The 23798-nt window shown below is 50.5% G+C and carries 30 protein-coding genes and 1 tRNA gene; 23 read left to right on the top strand and 8 right to left on the bottom strand.

Annotation, left to right across the window (positions count from 1 at the left end; translation table 11 throughout):
- Positions 1 to 112 precede the first annotated feature (112 nt).
- The gene (glnB, locus tag BZG84_RS08475) at positions 113 to 451 is read left to right on the top strand and encodes a nitrogen regulatory protein P-II (protein ID WP_046074987.1); all 339 of its coding nucleotides are present in this window, start codon (positions 113 to 115) and stop codon (positions 449 to 451) included.
- Positions 452 to 534: 83 nt separating this feature from the next.
- On the opposite strand, the gene BZG84_RS08480 is transcribed toward glnB, so the two are convergent.
- Entirely contained in the window at positions 535 to 1152 is a 618-nt protein-coding gene (locus BZG84_RS08480) for a YitT family protein (protein ID WP_069590690.1), read from the bottom strand.
- A 518-nt stretch (positions 1153 to 1670) separates the two neighbouring features.
- Here BZG84_RS08480 and glyA point away from each other — a divergent pair.
- From glyA to BZG84_RS08525, 9 genes are all read left to right on the top strand, one after another.
- Positions 1671 to 2921 carry a serine hydroxymethyltransferase gene (gene glyA, locus BZG84_RS08485; RefSeq protein WP_077455536.1) on the top strand — a complete coding sequence of 417 codons (1251 nt, stop codon included), beginning with the start codon at positions 1671 to 1673 and terminating at the stop codon, positions 2919 to 2921.
- Between the two features lie 183 nt (positions 2922 to 3104).
- Positions 3105 to 3554 (top strand): transcriptional regulator NrdR, encoded by a 450-nt coding sequence (gene nrdR, locus BZG84_RS08490; RefSeq protein WP_069589271.1) that lies wholly within the window; start codon positions 3105 to 3107, stop codon positions 3552 to 3554.
- On the top strand, positions 3551 to 4684 hold the full coding sequence (gene ribD / locus BZG84_RS08495; protein ID WP_077478918.1) for a bifunctional diaminohydroxyphosphoribosylaminopyrimidine deaminase/5-amino-6-(5-phosphoribosylamino)uracil reductase RibD: 1134 nt from the start codon (positions 3551 to 3553) through the stop codon (positions 4682 to 4684). Before nrdR ends, ribD begins: the two co-directional genes overlap by 4 nt.
- 2 nt (positions 4685 to 4686) lie before the next feature.
- Positions 4687 to 5349 (top strand): riboflavin synthase, encoded by a 663-nt coding sequence (locus BZG84_RS08500; protein ID WP_069589274.1) that lies wholly within the window; start codon positions 4687 to 4689, stop codon positions 5347 to 5349.
- A gap of 10 nt (positions 5350 to 5359) precedes the next feature.
- Entirely contained in the window at positions 5360 to 6469 is a 1110-nt protein-coding gene (gene ribBA, locus BZG84_RS08505) for a bifunctional 3,4-dihydroxy-2-butanone-4-phosphate synthase/GTP cyclohydrolase II (RefSeq protein WP_077662881.1), read from the top strand.
- Between the two features lie 123 nt (positions 6470 to 6592).
- Entirely contained in the window at positions 6593 to 7063 is a 471-nt protein-coding gene (gene ribH, locus BZG84_RS08510; protein ID WP_069589277.1) for a 6,7-dimethyl-8-ribityllumazine synthase, read from the top strand.
- Between the two features lie 12 nt (positions 7064 to 7075).
- Positions 7076 to 7525, top strand: a complete 450-nt coding sequence (gene nusB, locus BZG84_RS08515; protein WP_069589278.1) for a transcription antitermination factor NusB — start codon at positions 7076 to 7078, stop codon at positions 7523 to 7525.
- Positions 7526 to 7592: 67 nt separating this feature from the next.
- Positions 7593 to 8582 carry a thiamine-phosphate kinase gene (thiL, locus tag BZG84_RS08520; protein ID WP_077478920.1) on the top strand — a complete coding sequence of 330 codons (990 nt, stop codon included), beginning with the start codon at positions 7593 to 7595 and terminating at the stop codon, positions 8580 to 8582.
- A complete protein-coding gene (locus BZG84_RS08525) occupies positions 8569 to 9051 on the top strand; it encodes a phosphatidylglycerophosphatase A (RefSeq protein WP_077478921.1) in 483 nt (160 codons plus the stop codon). Before thiL ends, BZG84_RS08525 begins: the two co-directional genes overlap by 14 nt.
- 71 nt (positions 9052 to 9122) lie before the next feature.
- On the opposite strand, the gene BZG84_RS08530 is transcribed toward BZG84_RS08525, so the two are convergent.
- The 3 genes from BZG84_RS08530 to BZG84_RS08540 all read right to left on the bottom strand — a co-directional run bounded on the left by BZG84_RS08530 (position 9123) and on the right by BZG84_RS08540 (position 11019).
- Complete coding sequence (locus BZG84_RS08530; protein ID WP_077478922.1) at positions 9123 to 9566, bottom strand: DoxX family protein; 444 nt, start codon at positions 9564 to 9566, stop codon at positions 9123 to 9125.
- A gap of 191 nt (positions 9567 to 9757) precedes the next feature.
- Positions 9758 to 9833: transfer RNA gene (locus BZG84_RS08535), tRNA-Arg, on the bottom strand.
- 52 nt (positions 9834 to 9885) lie between these two features.
- A complete protein-coding gene (locus tag BZG84_RS08540) occupies positions 9886 to 11019 on the bottom strand; it encodes a flagella assembly protein FlgT (protein ID WP_077478923.1) in 1134 nt (377 codons plus the stop codon).
- Between the two features lie 212 nt (positions 11020 to 11231).
- Between BZG84_RS08540 and BZG84_RS08545 the strand changes: the two genes are divergently transcribed.
- Positions 11232 to 11867 carry a FlgO family outer membrane protein gene (locus BZG84_RS08545; protein WP_069589286.1) on the top strand — a complete coding sequence of 212 codons (636 nt, stop codon included), beginning with the start codon at positions 11232 to 11234 and terminating at the stop codon, positions 11865 to 11867.
- Between the two features lie 17 nt (positions 11868 to 11884).
- Complete coding sequence (locus BZG84_RS08550) at positions 11885 to 12319, top strand: LPP20 family lipoprotein (RefSeq protein ID WP_108743608.1); 435 nt, start codon at positions 11885 to 11887, stop codon at positions 12317 to 12319.
- Positions 12320 to 12528: 209 nt separating this feature from the next.
- Here BZG84_RS08550 and BZG84_RS08555 read toward each other — a convergent pair whose 3' ends face one another.
- The 3 genes from BZG84_RS08555 to flgA form a co-directional block, all read right to left on the bottom strand.
- The gene (locus BZG84_RS08555; protein ID WP_077478924.1) at positions 12529 to 12963 is read right to left on the bottom strand and encodes a flagella synthesis protein FlgN; all 435 of its coding nucleotides are present in this window, start codon (positions 12961 to 12963) and stop codon (positions 12529 to 12531) included.
- Positions 12964 to 12979: 16 nt separating this feature from the next.
- On the bottom strand, positions 12980 to 13303 hold the full coding sequence (flgM, locus tag BZG84_RS08560) for a flagellar biosynthesis anti-sigma factor FlgM (protein ID WP_069589288.1): 324 nt from the start codon (positions 13301 to 13303) through the stop codon (positions 12980 to 12982).
- 89 nt (positions 13304 to 13392) lie between these two features.
- Positions 13393 to 14004 (bottom strand): flagellar basal body P-ring formation chaperone FlgA, encoded by a 612-nt coding sequence (flgA, locus tag BZG84_RS08565; protein WP_274532426.1) that lies wholly within the window; start codon positions 14002 to 14004, stop codon positions 13393 to 13395.
- Between the two features lie 205 nt (positions 14005 to 14209).
- Here flgA and BZG84_RS08570 point away from each other — a divergent pair, with 205 nt between their 5' ends.
- A complete protein-coding gene (locus BZG84_RS08570) occupies positions 14210 to 15133 on the top strand; it encodes a chemotaxis protein CheV (RefSeq protein WP_077662877.1) in 924 nt (307 codons plus the stop codon).
- Between the two features lie 26 nt (positions 15134 to 15159).
- Entirely contained in the window at positions 15160 to 15987 is an 828-nt protein-coding gene (locus BZG84_RS08575; RefSeq protein ID WP_069589292.1) for a CheR family methyltransferase, read from the top strand.
- Here BZG84_RS08575 and BZG84_RS08580 read toward each other — a convergent pair.
- Positions 15980 to 16186 carry a hypothetical protein gene (locus BZG84_RS08580; protein WP_077478928.1) on the bottom strand — a complete coding sequence of 69 codons (207 nt, stop codon included), beginning with the start codon at positions 16184 to 16186 and terminating at the stop codon, positions 15980 to 15982. The genes BZG84_RS08575 and BZG84_RS08580 overlap by 8 nt on opposite strands.
- Between BZG84_RS08580 and flgB the strand changes: the two genes are divergently transcribed.
- From flgB to flgJ, 9 genes are all read left to right on the top strand, one after another.
- Complete coding sequence (gene flgB / locus BZG84_RS08585) at positions 16185 to 16580, top strand: flagellar basal body rod protein FlgB (RefSeq protein WP_077455526.1); 396 nt, start codon at positions 16185 to 16187, stop codon at positions 16578 to 16580. The two genes, BZG84_RS08580 and flgB, sit on opposite strands and share 2 nt — an antisense overlap.
- Before the next feature lie 3 nt (positions 16581 to 16583).
- Positions 16584 to 17000, top strand: a complete 417-nt coding sequence (flgC, locus tag BZG84_RS08590) for a flagellar basal body rod protein FlgC (RefSeq protein WP_069589296.1) — start codon at positions 16584 to 16586, stop codon at positions 16998 to 17000.
- A gap of 14 nt (positions 17001 to 17014) precedes the next feature.
- Positions 17015 to 17758 (top strand): flagellar hook assembly protein FlgD, encoded by a 744-nt coding sequence (locus BZG84_RS08595; RefSeq protein WP_069589298.1) that lies wholly within the window; start codon positions 17015 to 17017, stop codon positions 17756 to 17758.
- 24 nt (positions 17759 to 17782) lie between these two features.
- Positions 17783 to 19096, top strand: coding sequence for a flagellar hook protein FlgE (gene flgE, locus BZG84_RS08600; RefSeq protein WP_077478929.1), 1314 nt, complete (start codon positions 17783 to 17785; stop codon positions 19094 to 19096).
- Positions 19097 to 19266: 170 nt separating this feature from the next.
- A complete protein-coding gene (flgF, locus tag BZG84_RS08605) occupies positions 19267 to 20016 on the top strand; it encodes a flagellar basal-body rod protein FlgF (protein WP_069589300.1) in 750 nt (249 codons plus the stop codon).
- Between the two features lie 22 nt (positions 20017 to 20038).
- On the top strand, positions 20039 to 20827 hold the full coding sequence (flgG, locus tag BZG84_RS08610; protein ID WP_069589302.1) for a flagellar basal-body rod protein FlgG: 789 nt from the start codon (positions 20039 to 20041) through the stop codon (positions 20825 to 20827).
- A 29-nt stretch (positions 20828 to 20856) separates the two neighbouring features.
- On the top strand, positions 20857 to 21651 hold the full coding sequence (locus BZG84_RS08615; RefSeq protein WP_415752736.1) for a flagellar basal body L-ring protein FlgH: 795 nt from the start codon (positions 20857 to 20859) through the stop codon (positions 21649 to 21651).
- Complete coding sequence (locus BZG84_RS08620; protein WP_443216363.1) at positions 21638 to 22765, top strand: flagellar basal body P-ring protein FlgI; 1128 nt, start codon at positions 21638 to 21640, stop codon at positions 22763 to 22765. Before BZG84_RS08615 ends, BZG84_RS08620 begins: the two co-directional genes overlap by 14 nt.
- Positions 22766 to 22774: 9 nt before the next feature.
- Complete coding sequence (gene flgJ, locus BZG84_RS08625; protein WP_077662874.1) at positions 22775 to 23728, top strand: flagellar assembly peptidoglycan hydrolase FlgJ; 954 nt, start codon at positions 22775 to 22777, stop codon at positions 23726 to 23728.
- Positions 23729 to 23798: the final 70 nt, after the last annotated feature.

A 23798-nucleotide genomic window follows, 5' to 3' on the forward strand; every position in this document is an offset into this window, starting at 1 on the left:
TTTTTAGTGATAAGCGTGAATCGATGGATGATTTTTTATCCGGCTGCGATACAATTTCAGCTAAACAACTGATCCATCAGGACCGGCTGCGGCCAACGAGAAGGATAACGGAATGAAAAAAATTGAAGCCATCATCAAGCCATTTAAACTCGATGACGTACGCGAAGCACTTGCCGACGTGGGGATTACGGGGATGACTGTCTCAGAAGTAAAAGGTTTTGGTCGTCAAAAAGGTCATACTGAGCTTTATCGTGGCGCCGAATATATGGTCGATTTTTTACCCAAAGTGAAGCTTGAAGTGATCGTCAGTAACGATGTGGCTGAGCAGTGTGTGGATACCATCATTGATACCGCACAAACCGGTAAAATTGGTGATGGTAAAATCTTTGTCTTTGATGTTGAGCGCGTGGTGCGTATCCGTACCGGTGAGGAAGACGAAGAAGCGATTTAATATCGCGAGTTGGACTAATACGGTAAGCAACAAAAAGCCAAGCGTGATGCTTGGCTTTGTTGTTTGTGTGGTGTTGTGATTGACTACGCGCCGGGGTTAGCAGGATGCGCCTGATAGCGCCCGGGCTTATGATTCATCGCCAAGACTAAGTTGAGCACAATCGCGCCAACTACCGACCACATCAAGAGATTGAGGTCGATGAGGAAGAAAGACAACGCCAAGATGGTACAGTCGATGCCCATCTGTAGTTTTCCTGCCGAGATCCCAAATTTGTCCTGACAATAGAGCACCAGTACGTTAAAACCGCCTAAGCTGGCATTGTGGCGGAAAATCATCAACATGCCGACGCCCATCAGCAAGCCCCCAATGACCGCACAATAGGCGGGGGCCAACCAAGTGATTTGAAAAAAGTAGGCGATATGATCGGCCATCACGGACACCGCGCCACCGGCGAGTAAGCTGCGCACAGCAAAGCGCGGGCTCATGCGAAACCAAGCCATCAAATAAAACGGACAGTTACACAGAAAGTACAGGGTGCCGAAGGACAGGTCGGTAAATTGGCTGACCAACAAAGCAAGGCCAGTCGTCCCGCCGGTTAACAGTCCGGCCTGTTGCAAGAAAAACACCCCTTGTGCGACGAGAAACGCCCCAGAGGCAATGGCGATCACATCTTCTTTTAAGCTGTGTTGATATCGGCTCACACGGCTTCTCCCTACATAAACAGCAACAAAAAGTCCGCCAAAACCCAACTGGGGCGGCGGTTAAAAAAAGTTAATGGGAATTGCGGGCGCGGATTTTATCGCCAAATGAGAGTAATAAAAAGTCAGCCAAGTAAATCACTGGCTGATAGGATGTCAGCAATTTGATACTCGCGTGTAAATTGTTTACAGCGCACAATCTGCGTTTCTGTGTGGCGGACTAATCTGGCACAACCGACGTATAAAAAAAACGGCCGATTGACACTACCTGTTGCAGCGGTTTTTTTGTAAAATGACGAACGCAGTAATGGCGCTAGAGAAAACGTTTGCGTCAGGCTTTTAAAACGCCGTTTTTTCCGCCCGTTTGCCTTGGTTTAGTCACTTTAAATGCGTAAGGCGACTAACCCAAGGTGTGGTGCACTATGCCATATCAAAACCATTCGAGCTATCGGGCCAACTTGGGTACGGGTAGCATTCGCTTTAAGGGTAATAGCCCGCCACCATTGAGTCAGGAGAGACAAATGCTAAAGCGTGACATGAAGATTGCGGATTACGATCCGGCACTGTTCGCAGCCATTGAAGAAGAAACGGCTCGTCAGGAAGAACACATTGAGCTGATTGCGTCAGAAAACTATACCAGCCCACGCGTCATGGAAGCGCAAGGCTCTCAACTGACCAACAAATATGCCGAAGGCTACCCCGGAAAGCGTTATTACGGCGGCTGTGAGCATGTCGATAAAGTAGAAGCTCTCGCGATTGAGCGTGCGTGTGAATTGTTTGGTTGTGAATATGCCAACGTGCAACCTCACTCAGGCTCACAAGCCAACAGCGCGGTCTATATGGCGCTACTTAACCCAGGCGACAAGGTTTTGGGCATGAGCTTGGCGCATGGTGGCCACTTAACGCACGGCTCTCCGGTCAACTTTTCAGGCAAACACTATGAAGTGGTTGCGTACGGCATTGATGAAGCGGGTAAGATTGATTACGAGCAAATGGAACAGCTCGCGCTGGAACATAAGCCGAAAATGATCATTGGTGGTTTCTCTGCCTATTCGCAAGTGGTGGATTGGAAGCGTATGCGTGAAATCGCCGACAAAGTGGGCGCTTGGTTCATGGTGGACATGGCACACGTTGCTGGTTTGATTGCAGCAGGCGTGTATCCAGATCCATTACCACATGCACACGTGGTCACCACCACCACCCACAAAACCCTTGCAGGGCCGCGCGGCGGTTTGATCCTGTCTAATGCGGGTGAAGACCTCTACAAAAAGCTCAACTCTGCGGTGTTCCCAGGTGGTCAAGGTGGCCCACTGATGCACGTAATTGCGGGTAAAGCTGTCGCGTTTAAAGAGGCGATGGAACCTGAGTTTAAAGCCTATCAAGCGCGCGTGATTGATAACGCTCGTGCGATGGTTAAAGGGTTCCAAGCACGCGGTTATAACATCGTGTCAGGATCAACCGACAACCACTTGTTCTTGGTTGATTTGATTGACAAAGACATCACCGGTAAAGAAGCGGATGCTGCGCTCGGTGCCGCGAATATCACTGTGAACAAAAACAGTGTGCCGAACGATCCACGTAGCCCGTTTGTCACCTCAGGCATTCGTGTGGGGACGCCAGCGATTACACGCCGTGGCTTTAGCGAGCAAGACGCTGAACAGCTCGCGCATTGGATGTGTGATGTGTTAGATAACATCAATAATGAGCAAGTGATTGCTGAAACTAAAGAGAAAGTTCAAGCCATTTGCCGCCGCCTACCGGTTTATGCGTAACCGGTAAGCGTTGTAAGTGAAAAAGCAAAGGCGCCTTCAGGCGCCTTTTTGGTGCGTGGTTAGCCACCGATTGTTAGCGAAATCAGCTTTGCGCACAGAATCGTTACAAACTCGCCGTTTGCAGGCTTTTTCATAATCGCAAATCGGTTACACTAACGGGATGATATTGAGGAGGCTAGCCCCATGCACTGTCCATTCTGTGGTGCAACCGACACCAAAGTGATCGATTCTCGACTCGTCGCCGATGGCCATCAAGTTCGTCGTCGTCGCCAGTGTTTGGCGTGCGCAGAACGCTATACCACGTTCGAAACGGCAGAGCTGGTGATGCCACGCATCATCAAAACCAATGGCAATCGTGAGCCTTTTGACGAAGAAAAGCTGCGCGGTGGCATTCAGCGTGCGCTGGAAAAACGGCCTGTCAGTGCGGACGATATTGAAAAAGCGATCAACAGCATTAAATCACGCCTTCGCGCGACCGGTGAGCGAGAGATTAGCTCAGCCTCGGTTGGTAACTTGGTGATGGAAGCACTCAAAGAGCTCGATAAAGTGGCGTATATCCGTTTTGCCTCTGTCTATCACAGCTTTGAAGATATTCGTGAGTTCGGTGAAGAAATTGCACGGCTGCAAAAATGAGTAACAACCAACGCGATAACACCATGATGGCGCGTGCACTCGCGCTTGCCGCTCAAGGGCGCTTTACCACGACTCCGAATCCCAATGTGGGCTGTGTGATTGCTCATGGCGACGACATTGTTGGTGAAGGGTTTCATCTTGCTCCCGGCGGTCCACATGCCGAGGTACACGCTTTAAAGGCGGCGGGGAAACGCGCGCAAGGGGCGACAGCTTATGTCACCTTAGAGCCTTGCTCTCACTATGGTCGCACTCCACCGTGTTGCGATGCCTTAATTGCCGCTAACGTCAGTCGCGTGGTGTGTGCCATGCAAGATCCCAATCCTCAAGTGGCAGGGCGAGGTATCGCACGCTTACAAGAAGCAGGTATTGAGGTGGTCGTCGGTGTGATGGCGGAGCAGGCCAAGGCGCTCAATCCCGGTTTCATTAAGCGAATGCTCACTCAGATGCCGTATGTACAGCTTAAGCTGGCCGGGAGTCTCGATGGCCGGACCGCCTTAGCCAACGGGCAAAGCAAATGGATCACCGGTGAGTCTGCACGCGCCGATGTGCAAGCGTTTCGTGCTCAAGCCAGTGCCATTTTATCGACCAGCGCCACGGTATTGGCCGATAACCCCAGCCTCAATGTACGTCAAAGCCAACTTCCTCGAGCCACGCTCGATGCCTATCCGCAATCGACTGTGCGCCAACCGACGCGTGTTGTGCTAGATAGAGATAATAAAACCTCACCGGATGCAACCGTCTATCAGCTTGACGGCGATGTGATCCGTATTGTTGATTCACCGAGTAATCATACGTGGCCGGATAACGTGCAAGAATGGGTGATGCCCGATGCGTCACTCACCGCTATCCTTGGCGCATTGGCGGAACATGACATTGACAAAGTGTGGGTTGAAGCGGGCGCGAGGCTGGCGGGTCAGCTACTCACTGAATCTTTAGTCGATGAACTGATTGTTTACCAAGCCCCCGTCCTGTTAGGAGGCGACAGTCGCCCCTTAGTTGCTTTAGATGGGATGCAACGGATGGACGATGCACCGCGCTTTCACTTTAATCACGTGACGAGGTTCGGTGACGATGTTCGCTTAACCGCCATGCTCTCTGAGCATGCCGTGATCACGCAAGAGTACGAATAACGATGTTTACTGGAATTATCGAAGCGGTAGGCCGAGTAGAACGCTTGACTCGCCGCGGGCAAGACATGACTTTGACTATCGACAGTGGCGAGCTTGATCTCTGTGATGTCAAACTGGGTGACAGTATCGCCACCAATGGGGTGTGCTTGACCGTGGTTGCATTGAGTGCAACGGGCTACAGCGCAGATGTGTCATCGGAAACCCTTGCGCGTTCATCACTGGGGCACTTGTCGGTCGGAGACAAGGTCAATCTTGAAAAGGCGATGCTACCCACCACGCGATTTGGCGGCCACATGGTGGCAGGCCATGTTGATGGCCTTGGAGAAGTGACATCGGTGAACCAAACCGGCCGCGCGTGGGAATACTGGATTAGATTACCGTCTGAGCTCGCCAAATATGTGGCGTTAAAAGGCTCGATCACGGTGGATGGAATTAGCCTGACAGTGAACGATGTCAATGGCAGTGCATTTAAGCTCACCATCGTGCCGCACACCGCTGAACAAACCACGATTCAAACTTTTGCGCCTGGGCGTAAGGTAAACATCGAAGTCGATGTCATTGCCCGTTACCTTGAGCGACTGATGCTCGGTGACAAGGCGGCTGAACCCACACAATCAACAGGAGTCAGCCTTGATACGCTGGCCCGTTCCGGCTTTTTGAAATAAGGAATCCAAGATGGCAATAAGTAGTGCCCAAGAAATCATTGACGATATCCGCCTAGGTAAAATGGTGGTGTTGATGGATGACGAAGATCGCGAAAATGAAGGCGATTTGATCATTGCGGCCGAAGCGATCACGCCAGAAGCTATCAATTTCATGGCCACCCATGGTCGGGGCTTGATTTGCTTAACGCTGACCCAACAGCGCTGTCAGCAGCTTGGATTACCTTTGATGGTGTCTGACAATAACGCCCAATTTTCTACTGCCTTCACGGTGTCGATTGAAGCGGCGGAAGGGGTGACCACCGGCATTTCTGCGGCCGATCGTGCACGCACCGTCCAAGCCGCGGTCGCGCCTAATGCAAAAGCTGCCGATTTAGTTCAGCCGGGGCATGTGTTCCCCTTAATGGCACAAGAGGGTGGTGTTCTGACCCGTGCTGGTCACACCGAGGCAGGCTGTGATCTGGCCCGCTTAGGAGGCTTTAGTCCTGCGTCCGTGATTGTGGAAATCCTCAACGAAGATGGCACCATGGCGCGCCGCCCTGATTTGGAAGTGTTTTGTGAAAAGCACGGTATCAAGCTGGGCACCATTGCAGATTTGATTGAATACCGAAACCTTAACGAAACCACCATTGAGCGTGTCGCCTCTTGTAAGTTGCCCACCGAATTTGGTGAGTTTGATTTGGTCACCTACCGTGACACCATTGATAACCAAATCCACTATGCGATGTGTAAAGGCGAAGTGACCGCTGACCCGACCTTGGTTCGCGTGCACTTGCAAGATACCTTTACCGATGTGCTTCAATCTGACCGAACGGCTGAACGTAGCTGGAGCCTAACCCGTGCGATGCAACGGATCAGTCATGACGGTGGTGTGTTGGTGATTTTGGGGAAAGAAGAAACCAGCGATGCCATTATCAATAAGGTGAAAGCATTTGAAGCGCAAGATAAAGGCGAGCAGCCAGCTAGCGCCAAATGGCAAGGCACGTCACGCCGTGTTGGGATTGGCTCGCAAATCTTGGCAGACCTTGGCGTTAAGCAAATGCGTTTGCTTTCGTCATCAACGAAACGCTATCACGCACTATCAGGCTTTGGTTTGAACGTGGTGGAATACGTCACCGAATAACCTAACAAGAAAGGCCGCGCGATGTGCGACAGGGTTGGCGGGCACGGAACATGGTGCCATTCGCTAAAAATGTGGTAGAATCGCGCGGTTTCTCATTCCGGAAAGCAAGTCACAGGAAGGCTCATGAACGTAATCGAAGGTGCATTTGCCGCGCCCAACGCGCAGGTTGCTATTGTTATCTCTCGCTTTAATAGCTTTATCAACGAGAGTTTACTATCAGGTGCGATCGACGCACTGAAGCGCCAAGGCCAAGTCAGCGAAGATAATATTACCGTGGTCCGCTGTCCCGGTGCCTACGAGTTGCCTTTGGTGACCCAGAAACTAGCCAAAAGCGGTCGCTACGATGCGATTGTGGCGCTAGGTTCGGTGATCCGCGGTGGCACGCCCCACTTTGACTATGTGGCCGGAGAATGTAATAAAGGGTTAGCACAGGTTGCACTGGAGTTTGAAACCCCAGTCGCCTTTGGCGTGCTGACTGTTGACACCATTGAGCAAGCCATCGAACGCGCAGGTACCAAGGCTGGTAATAAAGGGGCAGAGGCTGCACTGAGCGCGCTTGAAATGGTCAATGTCCTGTCCCAGATTGAATCCTAAACGGGGGTTAGAGTGAAACCAGCCGCACGACGTAATGCACGCCAATTTGCATTGCAAGCCATCTATTCATGGCAACTGGCGCAAGGCAATATCGCAGATATTGAGGCACAATTCCTTGCAGCCGAAAAGTACGAAGAAGACGACCACAAAGACGCAGAACCACTTCTGCGTGAGCCTGAAACCGATGTGGAATATTTCCGCAATCTGTTTAGCGGCGTGGTACTGAGTCATCAAGAGCTAGACAGCAAAATGCGTCCTTACTTGTCACGTCCATTGCAAGACTTGGACGACATGGAGCACGCACTGCTGCGTTTGGCGATGTACGAATTGGTGAAACGTGAAGATGTGCCGTATAAAGTCGTGATTAATGAAGCGGTGGAACTGGCGAAGCGTTTTGGCGCCGAAGACAGCCACAAGTTTGTGAATGGTGTGCTTGATAAAGCGGCCCCACGACTTCGTTAATTACCTCCCTTTCAAGGCCAGCCCCGCTGGCCTTTTTATTTTTAGATGCGATACCACGAAAGCCATTATGACGCGCAACGAATTTGACCTGATTCGCGATTATTTCGCTCGTCAGCCAGTGAGCCGCCGCGATGTGGCGCTAGGCATTGGTGACGACTGTGCCATTACCCAAGTCCCCGAGGGCTGTCAGCTCGCCATCACCACAGATACCATGGTAGAAGGTACCCACTTTCTTTCCACAGCCAGTGCTTCCGATGTTGCGCATAAAGCGTTGGCATCGAATTTAAGCGATTTAGCAGCAATGGGGGCGATGCCTGCATGGTGCTCGTTGGCGCTAACGTTACCTGAACCGGATGAAGCGTGGGTGGCAGGATTCTGCCAAGGTTTCTCTGCGCTTGCTGAATACTTTCAAGTCCAGCTGATTGGCGGTGACACCACACGTGGGCCCAAAAGCATTACCATGACCTTACATGGCCATGTCCCTCATGGACAGGCATTAACGCGCGATGGTGCTAAGCCTGGGGATTGGTTATATGTCACCGGTACCTTGGGGGATAGCCAAGCAGGACTGAACTATGTCCTTGGTAAGCCGGTGACCGATGAGGCACGGGCGGCCACATTGATTAATCGGCATTATCGCGCGCAGCCTCGCGTAGCGGCAGGCCAAGCTTTACGGGGTATCGCCTCGGCAGCGATTGATATTTCCGATGGGCTGGTGGCTGATATTCAGCATATTATCAAAGCCAGTGGTGTGGGCGCATCCATTGATGTGACCCAACTGCCGCTGTCGGAGGCGTTATTGGCGGATGTGGACAGCTATGAAACCGCGCAAAAGCTTGCCTTAACCAGTGGCGAAGAATATGAATTGTGCTTTACCGTACCGGAAATGTATCGCGGGACGTTAGAGACAACACTGAAACACACTGGGGTCACCGCCACTTGTATTGGTCAAATTAATGGCAGTCAGTCTTTACAATTGATGGCCGATGGTAATCCCCTAGACTGGACGCTATCAGGATGGGATCACTTTAAGGAGTTGGACAGTGACAGATCCTAAGCAGCGTTTATCGCTTAAAAACCCGTTGCATTTGCTGGCCGTTGGGCTGGGGAGTGGGCTCTCTCCGGTGGTGCCGGGGACGGTTGGTACCTTGTTTGCGGTGCCTTTTTATTGGCTACTGGCAACCTACACAGCGCCAGTTGGGTTATGGATAGCCATTCTTGTCGGTAGCCTTGCAGGCATTGTGATTTGCGGTCGTACCTCTACGGATATGAAAGTGCATGATCACGGCGCGATTGTGTGGGATGAATTTGTTGGCTTTTGGATCACCATGGCATTAGTGCCAAGCACCGACTGGCAGATTATATTGGCGGGCTTCGTGATGTTTCGACTCTTCGATATGATTAAGCCATGGCCTATCAGTTGGTTGGACAAGCATGTTCATGGCGGGCTAGGGATCATGCTCGATGATATCCTTGCCGGCGTGATGGCCATGTTGAGCCTCTGGGCGTGGGTGACTTACATTTAATCAACCAACCCTTGGCCACGAAAAATGCCGCGTGTTCAACGCGGCATTTTTGTATGGGTCAGTCGCAGCGGTTAGCGCAATGTCTGGCTTAGCTTTTTATCGACAGAGAGATTGCCAGCCCCACTGAACACTAATGAGACGGCGGCAGCCAGTAATGCCAATCCAAACTCATACCCGTTGTTGCTTAGAAACAGGCCGTTATCCCAGTGCACGGTAACAATCGCGACCAGCATGGTGATTGCCGTGACTGCAGCAGCAGGGCGCGTCAATAGACCAATCAACAGCAGCACACCGCCAAAAAACTCCGCACTACCTGCCATCAACGCCATTAGTACACCAGGCTCAAGACCAATCGATGCCATCCATTGGCCCGTTCCTTCAAGGCCATAGCCGCCAAACCAACCAAACAGTTTTTGCGCGCCATGAGCGATCAAAATCACTCCGACAGGAAGGCGCAAAGCTAAGGGGGCAAAGCTTGATTGAGTGGAAAGCAGAGTATGTAAACGTTGACGCATAATGGGCCTCTTCGAAAAAGTTGATAGATATTGGCGTTACCCGCCGGATTGAGAGCCATAATAAAGGTGAGGCGTCAGAATAATAAGTAGCAGAGCTTGATGGATATGTTCGGATATTTTGAACAAAAACCAAATGAAACGAGGTAAAGAACAGCAAATAGCGACTAAAGAAGGAGGGGGTAAAGGTTTACTGGCGCTCCCACAGGGACTCGAACCCCGATCGGTCGCTTAGGAGGCGACTGCTCTATCCTGTTGAGCTATGGGAGCGCGGGCAGCCATTATACGTAAAAACAGGCGCGATTTAAGCGCCTGTTTCAATTTAGTTTACTCCTTTGGTGACAATATCACCGATCTGAATGCTGCCTATCAAGCTGTCGGGTTGGATAACCGCCTCGGCACTGCTTTCATAAACACGCGCAACGGTTAATGTCATTCCGCTTTTACGGCGCTGCGTGCGCACAATCCCTAAATCATCAGTGAAAGAAGCGAGATGCCACAGTTGTAACTGGTCACCCTGTTTCACCCCATTGATTCGTCCAACGTTGATTTGTGCGATATTGTCTTTTAGCGCCACAATTTTGGGTTTGCTGGCGCGGCAGGATAGGGCCGACTCTAAATCCAGCAAGATGTTACGACTCATGCGTCGTGCCATTTGCCCGTAAGGCGATTGCCAAAAACGCGCTGTTTGGGTATCCACTTGGCTATGGCGCTCAAAAGGCCATTTGGCAACATCACGATAGCGGCGCTGGAAAATGACTTCACCGCTTTCAGCGTCCATCGCTTGTACATTGACCGCCAATTGCCGATTGTCTTGCGAACGGCCGAAGCTGCCACTGTCTGTGGTCGCAGAGAGATCGGTAATGGCTCCAGTGACAACAAATTGCGCGTCTTTATCTTCCGCCAGCATCGCGACAGCTTGCGGGGCGTTCGGCGAAACATCGACATTCGCAATACCACGACCAACAAAGCTTTGTCCGTGTTGAGTGACTTCTCGACTAAGCAGCACAGAAAAATCATCACCAAATTGGTAAATTCCTCCCAAGGCCGCTTGTTGAGGCGACACAATCGGGAAGCGTGTCATCACCATTCCTTTCTTATACTGTGTCTTGTGGCAAGCATTTGCCGATGGATAGATATCCACCCGCACATTGACCACATAATTGCCACCTTGAGTGCCTTCTTCCAGAATTAAGATCTCGCGGACTTCATTACCACTGAATTGGTAACCGGGCTTAACGGAGGTAAAAAATCGTTTGATTTGTTGCAAACTGCCTACATCGGCGCCGGAGAACTGCATGGCATCGAACGTGGCGGCTTCTAACGCGCGGACGCGTGCCGCTTGCTCGCTTTCAAGGATGGGCGAGCTGGCAGACACTTCATACCAAGCTGCCTGTGTGAGCGGCGTGATAAACAGAGAAAAAAGCAGGCCGAATCGCGCCAAACGGGTTTTCATAGTCAAGTTCTCACTTAGTAGGTATGGAAATTGCTTCGTTAACATAACAGGTAGGGTGGCAACCCTAACAAGAGCATGACGCATGAGAGATTGATGCAAGTTGTGTTCCGGAACACAAGGGTGACAATTCAAGGTAAAGGTTTGTGGTCCTTGTCCGATACTCTAAGAAGACACTTGTCTCACATCGATGACTGATCGCGGAGCATGATACGATGAAAAAGTGGATAGTGGCGGTATTAGCGCTGTTGACAGCAGGCTGTGCATATACGCCTATTTACAACGGGAAAGAGCCCTACTCGGGGAGTGAGTTCTTCCTCAAGCAGCGTCCTCGCCACACGCTGGACTATTTTTTAAATAGCATGGCCGACGAATTACTGGCGACAAACGCTTACTTAACCGCACGTACCCCGTTGGCGGTCACGTCGTTTGTAGACTTGCAAGACATGTCTGAAACGAACTGGTTAGGCAATACAGTGACCGAAGGGCTGATCTATCAGATGCAAAGCCGTGGCTTTACCGTCATAGACTTCAAATCGACCGGCGCGATTCGTGTCACTGAAGAAGGGGACTTTGCCATCAGCCGTGATTGGAAAGAGTTAAACCCCGAACAGCAGATTGATTATATCTTGACAGGCACCATGCTACGACAAGGTGGAGGTGTACTGGTCAATGCGCGTATTATTGGTATGGAGTCGCGTGTTGTGGTCGCTTCTGCGCAAGGGTTTTTACCCGCAGACCGTATTGGTCGAGATATTGACACGCTTTATAAAGTGCGCATGCGTGATGGCGTCATTATTCGTGATGATCAGAACCGCATCAAGCGTGAAACAGTTGTGCTTAAGCCTTAACCGAGACAGGATGATTCATGAGCATAAAACATGGACTTTGCCTTTTAGCCCTAATCGCTTTAACCGCATGTCAGCCTCTGACCAGGATGAAAGAGGAGAACGTTATTTCTGCGGTTGGTATGGCATCAATCAGTGCTCAGCAAGGGGCCACGCAAGAAGAGCGTGAAACGCGGGCAATGCGGGCATCAAAAGTGGAGGCATATAAAGAGCTCAGTGAGCAGGTGTATGGACTTCGAGTCAGTGGTCGCACCCGTGTGGAGGATCAAAGTCTTGGCCGTGATAGCACACAAGGCGCTGTCGACGGTATTATCCGCGGTGCCGAAGTGGTGGCAAGTTATAAAGCCGGTGACAGCTACGTGACCGAACTGGAGCTGGATTTAGACTTGATGCAAAAAATGAAGCGCTATGGTGAGTCGCAAAACATCCCCCGTAACGAAAATATTATCTTTTAATTCACCTCTTCTCCGCGCAATCAGCGAGCCACAGGGCTCGCTTTTTATTAGCCGTCATTGGCAGCTAAGCTTCGTTGCTTTACCGATCGAGTTGTATCATTGGGAGGTGCGCGCGCAATGGGCATACGCGCTGCGGCCAGCATAAAGCGGTTAAGTAAGGAGATGTCAGTGCGCAGTGTCAGGTAGCTCGGCGTATACTAAAGCGCGAGCTACGCTTTTACATTGGTGCCAAGGGTTTTCCGGCCTGACGCATTGCCGTCATGGTCATAAGTTAGCTCTGACTTGCCGCCGCTTTCTTGGAACAAATTACGTAACCGATGGATGCTTAAACTTGCGCGTTGTAGCGCCATGCCATTGGTTTCGTTTTGTTGCTTACAGGCTTGAATGTGCTGTTGGATGTTGTTGACGTATTCAACGCATTGCGGGTCGCCTTGAAGCTTTTCTCGCTCAGGGTGCTGTGCGAGTTGGCTATCAGCACGCTGTATTTCATTCACCAAGATTTGCTTTTGTTTGGCGGTGGCTTCGATGTCTTCCGACACCCGGCTGGCAATAGTTTTGGCTTCTTGCTCGAGCAGCGTTTTTAGCGACTGAACTCGCTCTAGCTGCTGCTCGAGAAGGACGGACAGGGGCGCATTTTGACTCATAAACTATCCCGCCAGATTAACTGTCGTTCAAATCGTTCTCAAAGCGCATCATATTGGCAGCGAGTTTGTCAGCATCGACTTTATACGAGCCATTGGCAATGGCTTGTTTAATTTCAGCGACTTTCGCACTGTCAAAATACGGCTCAGAGGCCATTTGCTGATTCATTTTTCCGATCTCTCGGCTTTGATGGCTCAGCGACACTGCATCATCTTGACTGGTCGTGCGTTGCTGTTCACGCACGGCGCTCCCTTGCGCCTCTTGTGTCTTATTCTGGTTCCCGCTATTGCGGGTTGTGGTCAGCGGTTGCTGGTTACCACGTAGTTGATCAATACTCGCCATAAACGTCGCCTTACTGTCAGTCGCTTTTGAGTCCGTTGCTCAGCGTATCGGCATTCCTTTTGCTAACTTTAGCATTCGGGCGTAAAAAATTAGAAATTTACCGTCACTTCGCCCACCGCCGAGATTGTAGCATCGACAATCCGATTGGATTTATCGTTCTTGACTTTTATTTGCTCTCCTAGAGCACCGTCACTTAATGCCGTACCTTTTGCAACAATATTGAGTCCGTTTCCACGTGCAGTGATAACAACGTCATCATTTCGACACACGGCACACACATCGTTACTGCTGATGGGCTGACCAATCCCGACCGTTCTCTTTACTTTCGAGCCTATTAGGCGCGCTGGACTGGTGTAGGTTTGGCCACGTTGAAACCGACTGTCAACCATTTGAATGGTCATATCACTCTCTGCAAGAGGCATGCCACGATCTAACGGGCGCTTGGCAACGACCAGTGGGATCATTAAGCGAATTTGGACTGGGATATACACCTGCCAGTCATCTTGAGGACACGAGACCATGACCGTTACCGAGGTATTCATGCGTTGCCGCCCTGGCACTTCGGTATCCAATGGCAACGGACAATCGGTCAGGCGTAATCTCGAGTCAAGGTTGCCGGCTGTGATGTCGAGCTCACCGTTTTTGGGCACTGAAATGATAGACTCGACATGTCGTTCTGCCGCTTCTCTGACCGCATCCATTTGACTTACCGTCGCAGCGGCTATACTTACGCTAAAGCTTGTTAATAAGCTGACGATAAATAAACGTAATATCTGATACATAGATCCAAACCATTGATGACGACCAAAGAAGAAATTTTCCCTTCTTTCTCGAGAGTAGTGCAATAACCCACTACTATTATCATGCTACTCTACATAAAAAACGGGGCAACATGGAGTTTATCTTATGACAGGTGGTGTTCTTGATTCGGTCAACCAGCGAACGCAGCTGGTAGGACAAAACCGGTTAGAGCTGTTGACTTTCCGCCTGATGAGAAACCAACGCTTTGGCATTAACGTCTTTAAAGTAAAGGAAGTTCTTCAGTGCCCTAAGTTAACCGCGATGGCAAATTTGCATCCCTTAGTGAAAGGGGTCGCGCACATTCGCGGTCAAACAGTCTCTGTCATTGATATGAGCCTAGCAACTGGCGGGCCAGCTATTCCGGATCCCGAGAATCGTTTCGTGATCATTTCTGAGTTTAACCGTTCGATGCAGGGCTTTTTAGTTGGGTCGGTCGAGCGTATCGTGAACATGAATTGGGAAAAAATCCTCCCACCGCCTCAAGGCACAGGCCGTTCTCACTACTTGACCGCCGTGACTGAAATTGACAATGAGCTGGTGGAAGTGCTGGATGTTGAAAAAATCCTGAATGAAATTGCACCCGTGAATGAGGAAATCAGTGAGGAGGTGCTCTCCAAGCGTGAAGAGCGTGAGGAAAGTGCACCGAGCCAAGTACTGGTCGCGGATGATTCGAGCGTAGCGCGTCGCCAAGTGAAGCGCGCTGTAGAAAGTGTCGGTTATGATGTTATCTTGGTACAAGATGGCAAAGAGGCACTGGATAAACTGAAAGAAATGGCAGCAGAAGGCAATATATATAGCCAGCTGGCATTGGTGATTTCAGATATTGAGATGCCGGAAATGGACGGTTACACCCTCACCACTGAAATCCGAAAAGATGCGAGCTTAAAAGATCTTCATGTAGTATTGCACTCATCTTTAAGCGGTGTATTTAACGAGGCCATGGTGCAGCGCGTGGGCGCCAACTCGTTTATCGCGAAATTCGACCCTGATGAATTGGGCTCTGCCGTCATCGAAGCGGTTAAGTCGTAACCCAAACAGAGCGATTGAGTTGATTAATGACAAATGTAGCAATCAGTGACCAAGAATATCGAGACTTCTGCAAGCATCTCGAATCGAAATGCGGCATCGTACTTGGGGATAGTAAACAATACCTAGTACGAAGCCGACTTAGTCCATTGGTCAATAAGTTTGGTTTGGCGTCACTCTCTGAATTGGTGAAATCGGTGATTACGGGCCGAAATCGAGAGTTGGCAGTCGCTGCAATCGATGCGATGACCACCAATGAAACCCTGTGGTTTCGTGACACCTACCCGTTTGAAGTGTTGGCCCATCGTCTGCTGCCTGAATTAGGCAAAGCCCGCAAGCCGATCAAAATTTGGTCGGCGGCGAGCTCATCCGGGCAAGAGCCGTATTCTATTGCCATGACAGTGGCTGAAACGCAGCAACGTAAGCCGGGCATGCTAGGCAGTGTGAGTATTACTGCTACCGATATATCAACGTCGATGTTGGAAGCTTGCCGTCAGGGAATTTACGATAATCTTGCCCTAGGGCGTGGACTCTCACCGGAGCGTCGTCGTACCTTCTTTGAAGATGTCGGTGATGGCAAGATGCGGGTGAAAGAGAACATTAAGCGTATGGTGACATTCCGCCCGCAGAACCTAATGGAAAGCTATAGTTTATTAGGTAAGTTCGACATTATTTTTTGTCGTAACGTCTTGATTTACTTCTCGCCAGACATGAAGGCTCAGGTGTTAAACCAGATGGCGGGGGCGCTTAACCCAGGCGGACACTTAATTCTTGGAGCGTCTGAGTCACTGACTGGGCTCACTGATAAATTTGAGATGATCCGGTGCAACCCCGGTATTATTTACAAACTCAAGTAATCCTTTTCAAAAGCGGCATCTTTCTTGCCGCTTTTTCTTTTCTGTTTGCCTCTTCTTTTGTGAGTATTGCCGCCGTCTCATCCAGATAATCCCGCGGCTTGTTTTCTATCTCATTGAAAATATAGTGTTTAGGTTGGATATTAAAAATTGGCATCAAGATTGCTTTGATGTGATGAGAAGAGTTTTGGAGGTTGCCCATGGCGATTACATTTGACAATGCATTAGGCGTACACCAGCACACTGTCGGCGTACGCGCTACGCGGGCAGAGACGCTGTCTAGCAACATTGCTAATGCCAATACGCCAGGCTACAAAGCACAAGATATCGACTTTAAACGTGCTCTGCAGGCGGCAACCTCAGGGGCAAGCATTGGCCTAAGCCGCACTAATGAGCGGCACATTGCTGCCACCACTCACGTGGCGGGCGAGAAGAAGTACCGCGTGCCTACGCAACCTGATACTGGGGATGGCAACACGGTTGATGCTCAGCTCGAAAAGAATTTGTTCATGCAGAATGCATTGGAATACCAAGCCTCACTGGATTTTCTTGGCTCAAAGTTCAAGAACATGAAAAAGGCATTGAAAGGGGAATAACCGATGAGCTTGTTTAATATCTTTAACGTATCTGGTTCGGCGATGAGCGCAGAGTCAGTGCGGTTGAACACCACATCAAGCAACCTAGCCAATGCCAATTCGGTAAGCAGTTCTGCGCAGGAAACCTATCGTGCACGGCATCCGATTTTTGCTGCAGAGCTTAACCGCTTCAAGCAGCAAAGTGGTGAGAGTGTGCCGGTGCACATTAAAGGTATCGTTGAGAGCCAAAAGCCTTTACGTGCCGAATATAACCCTGACCACCCGATGGCGAATGAAGAGGGTTATATCTTTAAACCCAACGTCAACGTGATGGAAGAAATGGCGAATATGATCTCCGCGTCGCGCGCCTACCAAACTAACGTGCAGGTTGCCGATGCGAGTAAACAAATGCTGATGCGTACGCTTCAGATGGGTCAGTAATGTAGGAGGCGATAATGGCCGGAATCGACGGTACAGGTTCGACTAGCGGACTGTCCTACATTGACCAGCTCAAGGCGCAGCAGGAGAAAAAACTGCAAGAGAGCCAGGAGAAAGTCACCGGACAGACTGAGCTCAAGCAGGAAGACTTTCTCTCACTGCTCACCAAGCAGCTGTCACAACAGGATCCGTTCAAGCCTGTCGACAATGACAAAATGATCTCCCAGATGGCGTCATTTGCGACGGTAGAAGGGATCGGCAAGATGAACAATCAATTTGATGCGTTCAATGAGTCGATTACTTCTAACCAAGCACTACAAGCGTCATCTTTGGTTGGCCGAGACGTACTGGTTCCTGGCTCGATGGGCGTCAAGCCTGAAGCGGGCGGAATCGCGGGTATGGTGAAACTGCCTCGCGCGCTCGACAACGTGAGTGTTCGGGTGGAGAACGAACAAGGCCAGCTATTGCGAACCTTCAGCATGGGGCCGAAGCCGCCCGGCGATCACCGGGTTGAGTGGGACGGCAACGATGACAACGGCAATCCGATGCCGGAAGGTCGCTATCGATTGAAAGTCAGCGGCATGGTTGATGGCAAAACTCAAGAGTTTGATTTATCAACCTATGCCAACGTGAACAGTGTCTTGCTGGGGAATGGCGACGGCAACGTGATGTTAAATCTTGCCGGCTTCTCCTCACCGTTCAAGCTCGCTGAAGTGCTAGAAGTCGGTAATGCCGACGTCGGTAATGTGACGAAAGGCTAACCGATTTATTAGGAGTGGAAAGCAATGGGTTTTAATATTGCGTTAAGTGGCCTTGGTGCGGCCCAGAAAGACATGAATACCACCAGTAACAACATTGCGAACGCCAATACCTATGGCTTTAAAGAGTCGCGTGCTGAGTTCGGGGATGTGTATTCAACGTCGATTTTTTCGAACTCGAAAACCACCAATGGTACCGGTGTGCAAACCTCAGTCGTTGCGCAGCAGTTCCATGAGGGCTCGAGTATCTACACCAACAACCCGTTGGATTTACGGATCAGTGGTAATGGGTTCTTTGGCGTCTCGAATGACAAGCTTCAAACCAGTGACTATCACCTGACGCGTAACGGCGCCTTCCACCTTGATAAAAACAACGACATTATCAACTCGGAAGGTCAATATCTGCTGGGTTATAAAGTGGACCCTGACACGCAGCAAGTGGGATCGTACGAACCCCAAGCGCTGAATGTGCCCGATCAGTTTGGTCAGCCTCGTGCCTCGCAAAACGTTGATATTGGCTTGAACTTACCAGCCGGCGGCGCAGAGAAAGATCCGGCGCAGTTTAATTTTGAAGACCCAGAAACCTACAACAAGCAAACCTCTGCCACTGTGTATGATTCATTAGGTCAACCTTATAAGCTTTCCACCTACTATGTGAAAGGCAATGATCCCGCTAACCCGAATAGTTGGTCGGTGTACTACACCATGACGGATCCCGAAGGGGAAAAGCCGGTTAATATTCAAGGTGGTAACGTCACCAACGCCACAGGACACACGGGGCATACGGTTGATTTTAACTCAGATGGCTCCGTTAACAGCATCAACGGTGGCAACCCAATAGTGACCGATCCGCTCGGCCCTGCGGGGGCGGCGCTAGAGATGAACGGTGCAAATGGTGATCAGCAGTTGACGATTAACTTCGACAACCCAACCCAATATGCCGCACCGTTTGAAATGCGTAAGTTTAGCGACGATGGCGCGACGACCGGCTATTTGACTAAGGTCGATATTGATCCCAAAGGCACCATCATGGCCACCTATAGTAACGGTGAAAACATCGCACTAGGGCGTGTCGCCATGGTTCGCGTGGCCAACCAACAAGGCCTTGCTCAAGTGGGCAACACCCAATGGGATGTGACGCAAGACTCTGGCGATCCTATTTTTGGTGAAGCGATGCAAGGTGCGTTTGGCCAAGTGAAAAGCGGAACGATCGAGCAATCGAATATCGATATGACTCAAGAGCTGGTGGACTTGATCACTGCACAGCGTAACTTCCAAGCTAACTCGCGAGCCTTGGAAGTGAGCAATCAGATGCAACAAAACATCTTGCAAATTCGATAACCCTGTTTTCCTTGCCGTCCACATTTTGGGCGGCAAGGCTTTTCCATTCTCTCCTCCTGTTTAGCTTTTACCTGTTACTAAATCTTCATAATTGCTTGATAAATATTAATTTTTAATGCTGGCATGCTCTTTGCTTTGTTCTAGTTAGAACGATTGTGGAGGCAACCAATATGGATCGCGCGTTATACCTTGCCATGAGTGGTGCGAAGCAGGACATGCAAGCGATGCAGCTGCGCGCAAATAACTTGGCAAACGTGAGCACAACAGGCTTTCGAGCCGATCTTGAGCAGTCTCGCTCCATGCAAGCGTATGGCGAAGGACTTCCCAGCCGTGTGTTCAACATGACAGAGCGTCCTGGCTATCGTTTTGAGCAAGGCTCAACGATTACCACCGGCCGTAATCTCGATGTTGCCGTACAGGGACAGGGTTGGTTAGCGGTACTCGATAGCCAAGGGCAAGAGGGATATACCCGCGCGGGTCACTTGAAAGTCGACCAGACAGGCCTGCTGCAAAACAGTAACGGCAACCTAATCCTAGGCGAGACCGGCGGTCCGATTTTTATTCCACTCCCCGCAGCAAAAATTGAAGTGGGCAAGGATGGCTCGGTGTCGGTGCTTCCGCAAGGAGCGCCTGCCGATGCAATGGAAGTGGTAGATAGAATTAAATTGGTTCGTCCCGACAATCAAGACTTATTCAAAGACAAAGACGGGGTTTTCAAAGCCAAACAGCCCGGCACTATCTTTCCTGCTGATGCGGGAGTGACACTACTCACCGGTGCATTAGAAGGCAGCAACGTGAATGCTGTGGGCGAAATGACCGGCTTAATCGACTTGCAGCGTCACTTTGAAATGCAAGTGAAGCTGATGAAAACCGCGGAAAAAATGGACGAGTCGTCTGCATCACTGTTGCAGCTTGGCTAAGTCATCTTAAGAGGAACACACTATGCATCCAGCATTATGGGTCAGTAAAACCGGACTTGATGCGCAACAGACTAACATCTCGACCATCTCGAACAACTTAGCGAACGCATCCACCATTGGCTTTAAAAAGTCGCGTGCCGTGTTTGAAGATTTGTTTTACCAAAACATCAACCAACCGGGTGGACAGTCTTCGCAAAACACAGAGTTACCCAGTGGCTTGATGCTGGGCGCGGGCTCTAAAGTGGTTGCCACGCAACGTGTTCATACCAATGGTAATGTGCAAACCACCAATAACGCCCTTGATATGATGATCCAAGGCGATGGTTTCTTCCAAGTATTGCTGCCGGACGGCAATATCGGTTACCAACGTAATGGTCAGTTCACCCTAAACGATGAAGGCACCATAGTGACATCGGGTTCTGGCTACGTTCTGCAACCTGAAATCACCGTGCCGCAAGACGCGGTGCAGATTACGGTGGGTACTGATGGTGAAGTGTCAGCCCGTTTGCGTGGCCAGCAAGAAAACCAAGTATTGGGTCAGATCACCACAGTCGATTTTATCAACCCGGGTGGGTTAGAGCCGATTGGACAAAACATCTATTTACCGACAGGAGCCAGTGGCGATCCACAAGAAGGGGTGCCTGGTCTGGATGGCTTCGGTGAAGTGAAGCAGTCGATGCTAGAAACCTCGAACGTGAATGTCACCGAAGAGCTGGTCAACATGATTGAAGCGCAGCGTGTCTACGAGATGAACTCAAAAGTGATTTCGTCTGTTGACCAAATGCTGAGCTATGTGAATCAGCAGTTATAAACAAGGCTAAGGGTTTCAAGGGGGCGCTGATGACTTTCCAACGTGTTTTAATGCCAAGCTTGTTGCTTATGGCCTTGTTCGGTCTGAGCGGCTGCTCTTTGCCGGGTCAACAGGACACAGGTAGTGATCTTGACCAAGCAACCTCAACCACGGATGCGGTCGAGGGAGAGACAGCGCCAGACAGTGAGGGACTGATTGGCTTACTCCGCCAACGCGAAGATCCCAAAGCAGGTGACCCTGCTTGGTCACCCATTCGTCCTCAGCAACCTCCAGAGCATTACGCGACGGCGACAGGCTCCTTGTTTGATAGTACCCGCCAGCGTGACCTTTATGACGGGTCTAAACCGCGCGGTTTGGGAGATATCGTCACCGTGATGCTCGAAGAGAACACGCAAGCACAAAAAAGTGCGAGCTCTGATTTGGCGAAATCCAATGATCTCACTATGGATCCGCTCTCGTTGGGGGGGGAAGAGATCACTATCGGCGAGCGGACCCTATCTTATGAAGTGAGTAACGATAACTCCTTTACAGGCTCTGCTTCAGCCGATCAGAGCAACAGCCTACAGGGGTCAATTTCAGTCCAAGTAATTGATGTTCTCTCGAATGGCAACCTGATGGTTCGAGGTGAAAAGTGGCTGACATTAAACTCAGGGGATGAATACATACGCCTCAGCGGTACCATTCGTCCGGCCGACATTAGCCCAGATAACACGATTGCATCGACACGTATTTCTAACGCGCGTATTCAATATTCAGGAACGGGTGATCGCCAAGATACGCAAGAGCAAGGCTGGTTGGCACGATTCTTTAATGTCACTTTATAGCGCAATAACGTGCCGGAGAGTTGACGTGAAAAAGTGGTTGTTATCGATTGTATTGCTAGTGGTGGCGTTTCCGAGCCTCGCGGCACGCATAAAAGATGTGTCGGAAGTGGCAGGTGTACGCAGCAACACCCTGACAGGCTACGGTCTGGTTGTCGGTTTGCCGGGCACCGGTGAGAGCACGCCGTTTACCGATCAAAGTTTTAAATCTATGCTGGAAAACTTTGGCATCCAGTTACCACCCGACATCAACCCTCAGGCGGCCAATATTGCGGCGGTGGCTGTTACGGCAGATTTACCCGCCTTTGCGAAGCAGGGTCAAAAACTTGACGTTACGGTCTCCTCGATTGGTTCGGCAGAAAGCCTGCGCGGGGGAACGCTGTTACAAACCTTCCTTAAAGGTTTGGATGGTAACGTCTATGCCATTGCGCAAGGCAACTTGATTGTGGGTGGTTTTAGCGCCACGGGGGCGGATGGCTCACGATTAGTAGGTAATACACCAACGGTTGGCCGTATCACTAATGGCGCGTCTGTTGAACGCGAAGTGCCCAATCCATTTGGTCGCGGCGACTTCTTGACCTTCAACTTATTTCAAGCGGATTTCACCACCGCCCAACGTATGGCGGATGCCATTAATCGCTTCTTAGGTCCTTCAATGGCCTCAGCGATGGATGCGACGTCTATACGTGTTCGAGCGCCTCGTGATGTCAGCCAGCGCGTCGCATTTTTATCGACGGTGGAAAATATTGAATTCGAGCCGGGCGATGCCGCCGCCAAGATCATTGTAAACTCTCGCACGGGGACGATCGTAGTGGGACAAAATGTCCGTTTGCGACCTGCGGCGATCACTCATGGCGGAATGACGGTATCCATTAATGAAGATTTCAATGTGAGTCAGCCTAACCCGCTTGGCGGAGGGGAAGCGGTCGTCACGCCGGATACTGATATCGAAGTGCAAGAAGAAGAGGGACGGATGTTCCACTTTAAGCCGGGCGTGACCTTGGACGACTTGGTACGTGCCGTTAATGGTGTGGGCGCAGCACCGTCAGATCTGATGGCAATACTGCAAGCGCTGAAACAAGCAGGTGCCATCGATGGCCAGTTGATCGTGATATAGGGCAGAACAATGAAATCACCGGTTGATAGCCAATTTGTGCATGACATTAGCCAGCTCGATTCACTACGGCAAAAAGCCGTAAGTGGTAAAGATGGTGATGAAAAAGCGGCATTGCGGGCGGCGGCAGAACAGTTTGAGTCGTTGTTTACACAAATGCTGTTCAAATCGATGCGAGAAGCGAATGAAGCGTTTGAATCGGATTTGATTGATAACCGCACATCGAAATTTTACGAGCAAATGGCTGATGAACAACTTGCCAGTGAACTGAGCCGTGAAGGATCTCTGGGCTTGGCAGATATGATTGTACAACAGCTAGGCAGCGCGCAATCGGGTGAGCCCCAAACCAACTTAAAAGAGGCCGCTTTCGCATCCGCGAACGCGCTGCCCATGAATAAAGCTCAAAGTCGGCAAGCGGCAGAGCAAGCGATGGCCGAACTGGATAGACAGTCTATCGCGCCGCCAAGTATTCCAGAGCGTCCTATACGTAAAGAATCGTTTGATTCGCCAGAATCATTTGTGCAAACCCTCACGCCTCACGCTCGCCGAGCCGCTCGGGCGCTAGGTACCGATCCGGCGATTATTCTTGCGCAAGCGGCGCTAGAAACGGGATGGGGTAAAAAAGTGATCGCTAACGCGCGTGATAACAGCCATAACTTGTTTAATATTAAGGCCGATAAGCGCTGGCAGGGCGATAAAGTCGCGACGCAGACCTTAGAAGTCTATGATGGCATACCGGTTCAAGAAACCGCGAGTTTCCGTGCCTACCCATCGTATCAAGATAGCTTTGACGACTTCGTCTCTTTCCTCAATAGCAACCCTCGCTATCAGCAGGCACTGTCCCAGTCCGCACAACCAGAGCAATTTATTCGCGAGTTGCATCAGGCCGGTTATGCGACCGATCCGGATTATTCGAACAAGGTGCTCCGCGTGCTCGAACAAGTCCGCGGCATGATGGATCAATAACGGCAGGCAAGGGCTTGCCGTTGTCCTTTCCCTTCTTTGTCTCATGTTGAAAAAATATATTAACTCACTG

Origin of the sequence: Salinivibrio sp. PR932, assembly GCF_001996125.1 — a bacterium.
Taxonomy (GTDB): Bacteria; Pseudomonadota; Gammaproteobacteria; order Enterobacterales; family Vibrionaceae; genus Salinivibrio; species Salinivibrio proteolyticus.

Coding starts and splice junctions, on each gene's coding strand:
- flgB (WP_077455526.1), top strand. CDS start 16,185: ATGGCGATTACATTTGACAATGCATTAGGCGTACACCAGCACACTGTC.
- BZG84_RS08545 (WP_069589286.1), top strand. CDS start 11,232: ATGAAAAAGTGGATAGTGGCGGTATTAGCGCTGTTGACAGCAGGCTGT.
- BZG84_RS08555 (WP_077478924.1), bottom strand. CDS start 12,963: ATGAGTCAAAATGCGCCCCTGTCCGTCCTTCTCGAGCAGCAGCTAGAG.
- BZG84_RS08550 (WP_108743608.1), top strand. CDS start 11,885: ATGAGCATAAAACATGGACTTTGCCTTTTAGCCCTAATCGCTTTAACC.
- BZG84_RS08595 (WP_069589298.1), top strand. CDS start 17,015: ATGGCCGGAATCGACGGTACAGGTTCGACTAGCGGACTGTCCTACATT.
- ribBA (WP_077662881.1), top strand. CDS start 5,360: ATGGCAATAAGTAGTGCCCAAGAAATCATTGACGATATCCGCCTAGGT.
- flgE (WP_077478929.1), top strand. CDS start 17,783: ATGGGTTTTAATATTGCGTTAAGTGGCCTTGGTGCGGCCCAGAAAGAC.
- ribH (WP_069589277.1), top strand. CDS start 6,593: ATGAACGTAATCGAAGGTGCATTTGCCGCGCCCAACGCGCAGGTTGCT.
- glyA (WP_077455536.1), top strand. CDS start 1,671: ATGCTAAAGCGTGACATGAAGATTGCGGATTACGATCCGGCACTGTTC.
- flgC (WP_069589296.1), top strand. CDS start 16,584: ATGAGCTTGTTTAATATCTTTAACGTATCTGGTTCGGCGATGAGCGCA.
- BZG84_RS08620 (WP_443216363.1), top strand. CDS start 21,638: ATGTCACTTTATAGCGCAATAACGTGCCGGAGAGTTGACGTGAAAAAG.
- BZG84_RS08530 (WP_077478922.1), bottom strand. CDS start 9,566: ATGCGTCAACGTTTACATACTCTGCTTTCCACTCAATCAAGCTTTGCC.
- BZG84_RS08615 (WP_415752736.1), top strand. CDS start 20,857: ATGACTTTCCAACGTGTTTTAATGCCAAGCTTGTTGCTTATGGCCTTG.
- BZG84_RS08540 (WP_077478923.1), bottom strand. CDS start 11,019: ATGAAAACCCGTTTGGCGCGATTCGGCCTGCTTTTTTCTCTGTTTATC.
- thiL (WP_077478920.1), top strand. CDS start 7,593: ATGACGCGCAACGAATTTGACCTGATTCGCGATTATTTCGCTCGTCAG.
- ribD (WP_077478918.1), top strand. CDS start 3,551: ATGAGTAACAACCAACGCGATAACACCATGATGGCGCGTGCACTCGCG.
- BZG84_RS08575 (WP_069589292.1), top strand. CDS start 15,160: ATGACAAATGTAGCAATCAGTGACCAAGAATATCGAGACTTCTGCAAG.
- flgJ (WP_077662874.1), top strand. CDS start 22,775: ATGAAATCACCGGTTGATAGCCAATTTGTGCATGACATTAGCCAGCTC.
- nrdR (WP_069589271.1), top strand. CDS start 3,105: ATGCACTGTCCATTCTGTGGTGCAACCGACACCAAAGTGATCGATTCT.
- flgA (WP_274532426.1), bottom strand. CDS start 14,004: ATGGATGCGGTCAGAGAAGCGGCAGAACGACATGTCGAGTCTATCATT.
- flgG (WP_069589302.1), top strand. CDS start 20,039: ATGCATCCAGCATTATGGGTCAGTAAAACCGGACTTGATGCGCAACAG.
- flgF (WP_069589300.1), top strand. CDS start 19,267: ATGGATCGCGCGTTATACCTTGCCATGAGTGGTGCGAAGCAGGACATG.
- glnB (WP_046074987.1), top strand. CDS start 113: ATGAAAAAAATTGAAGCCATCATCAAGCCATTTAAACTCGATGACGTA.
- BZG84_RS08500 (WP_069589274.1), top strand. CDS start 4,687: ATGTTTACTGGAATTATCGAAGCGGTAGGCCGAGTAGAACGCTTGACT.
- flgM (WP_069589288.1), bottom strand. CDS start 13,303: ATGGCGAGTATTGATCAACTACGTGGTAACCAGCAACCGCTGACCACA.
- BZG84_RS08570 (WP_077662877.1), top strand. CDS start 14,210: ATGACAGGTGGTGTTCTTGATTCGGTCAACCAGCGAACGCAGCTGGTA.
- BZG84_RS08580 (WP_077478928.1), bottom strand. CDS start 16,186: ATGGGCAACCTCCAAAACTCTTCTCATCACATCAAAGCAATCTTGATG.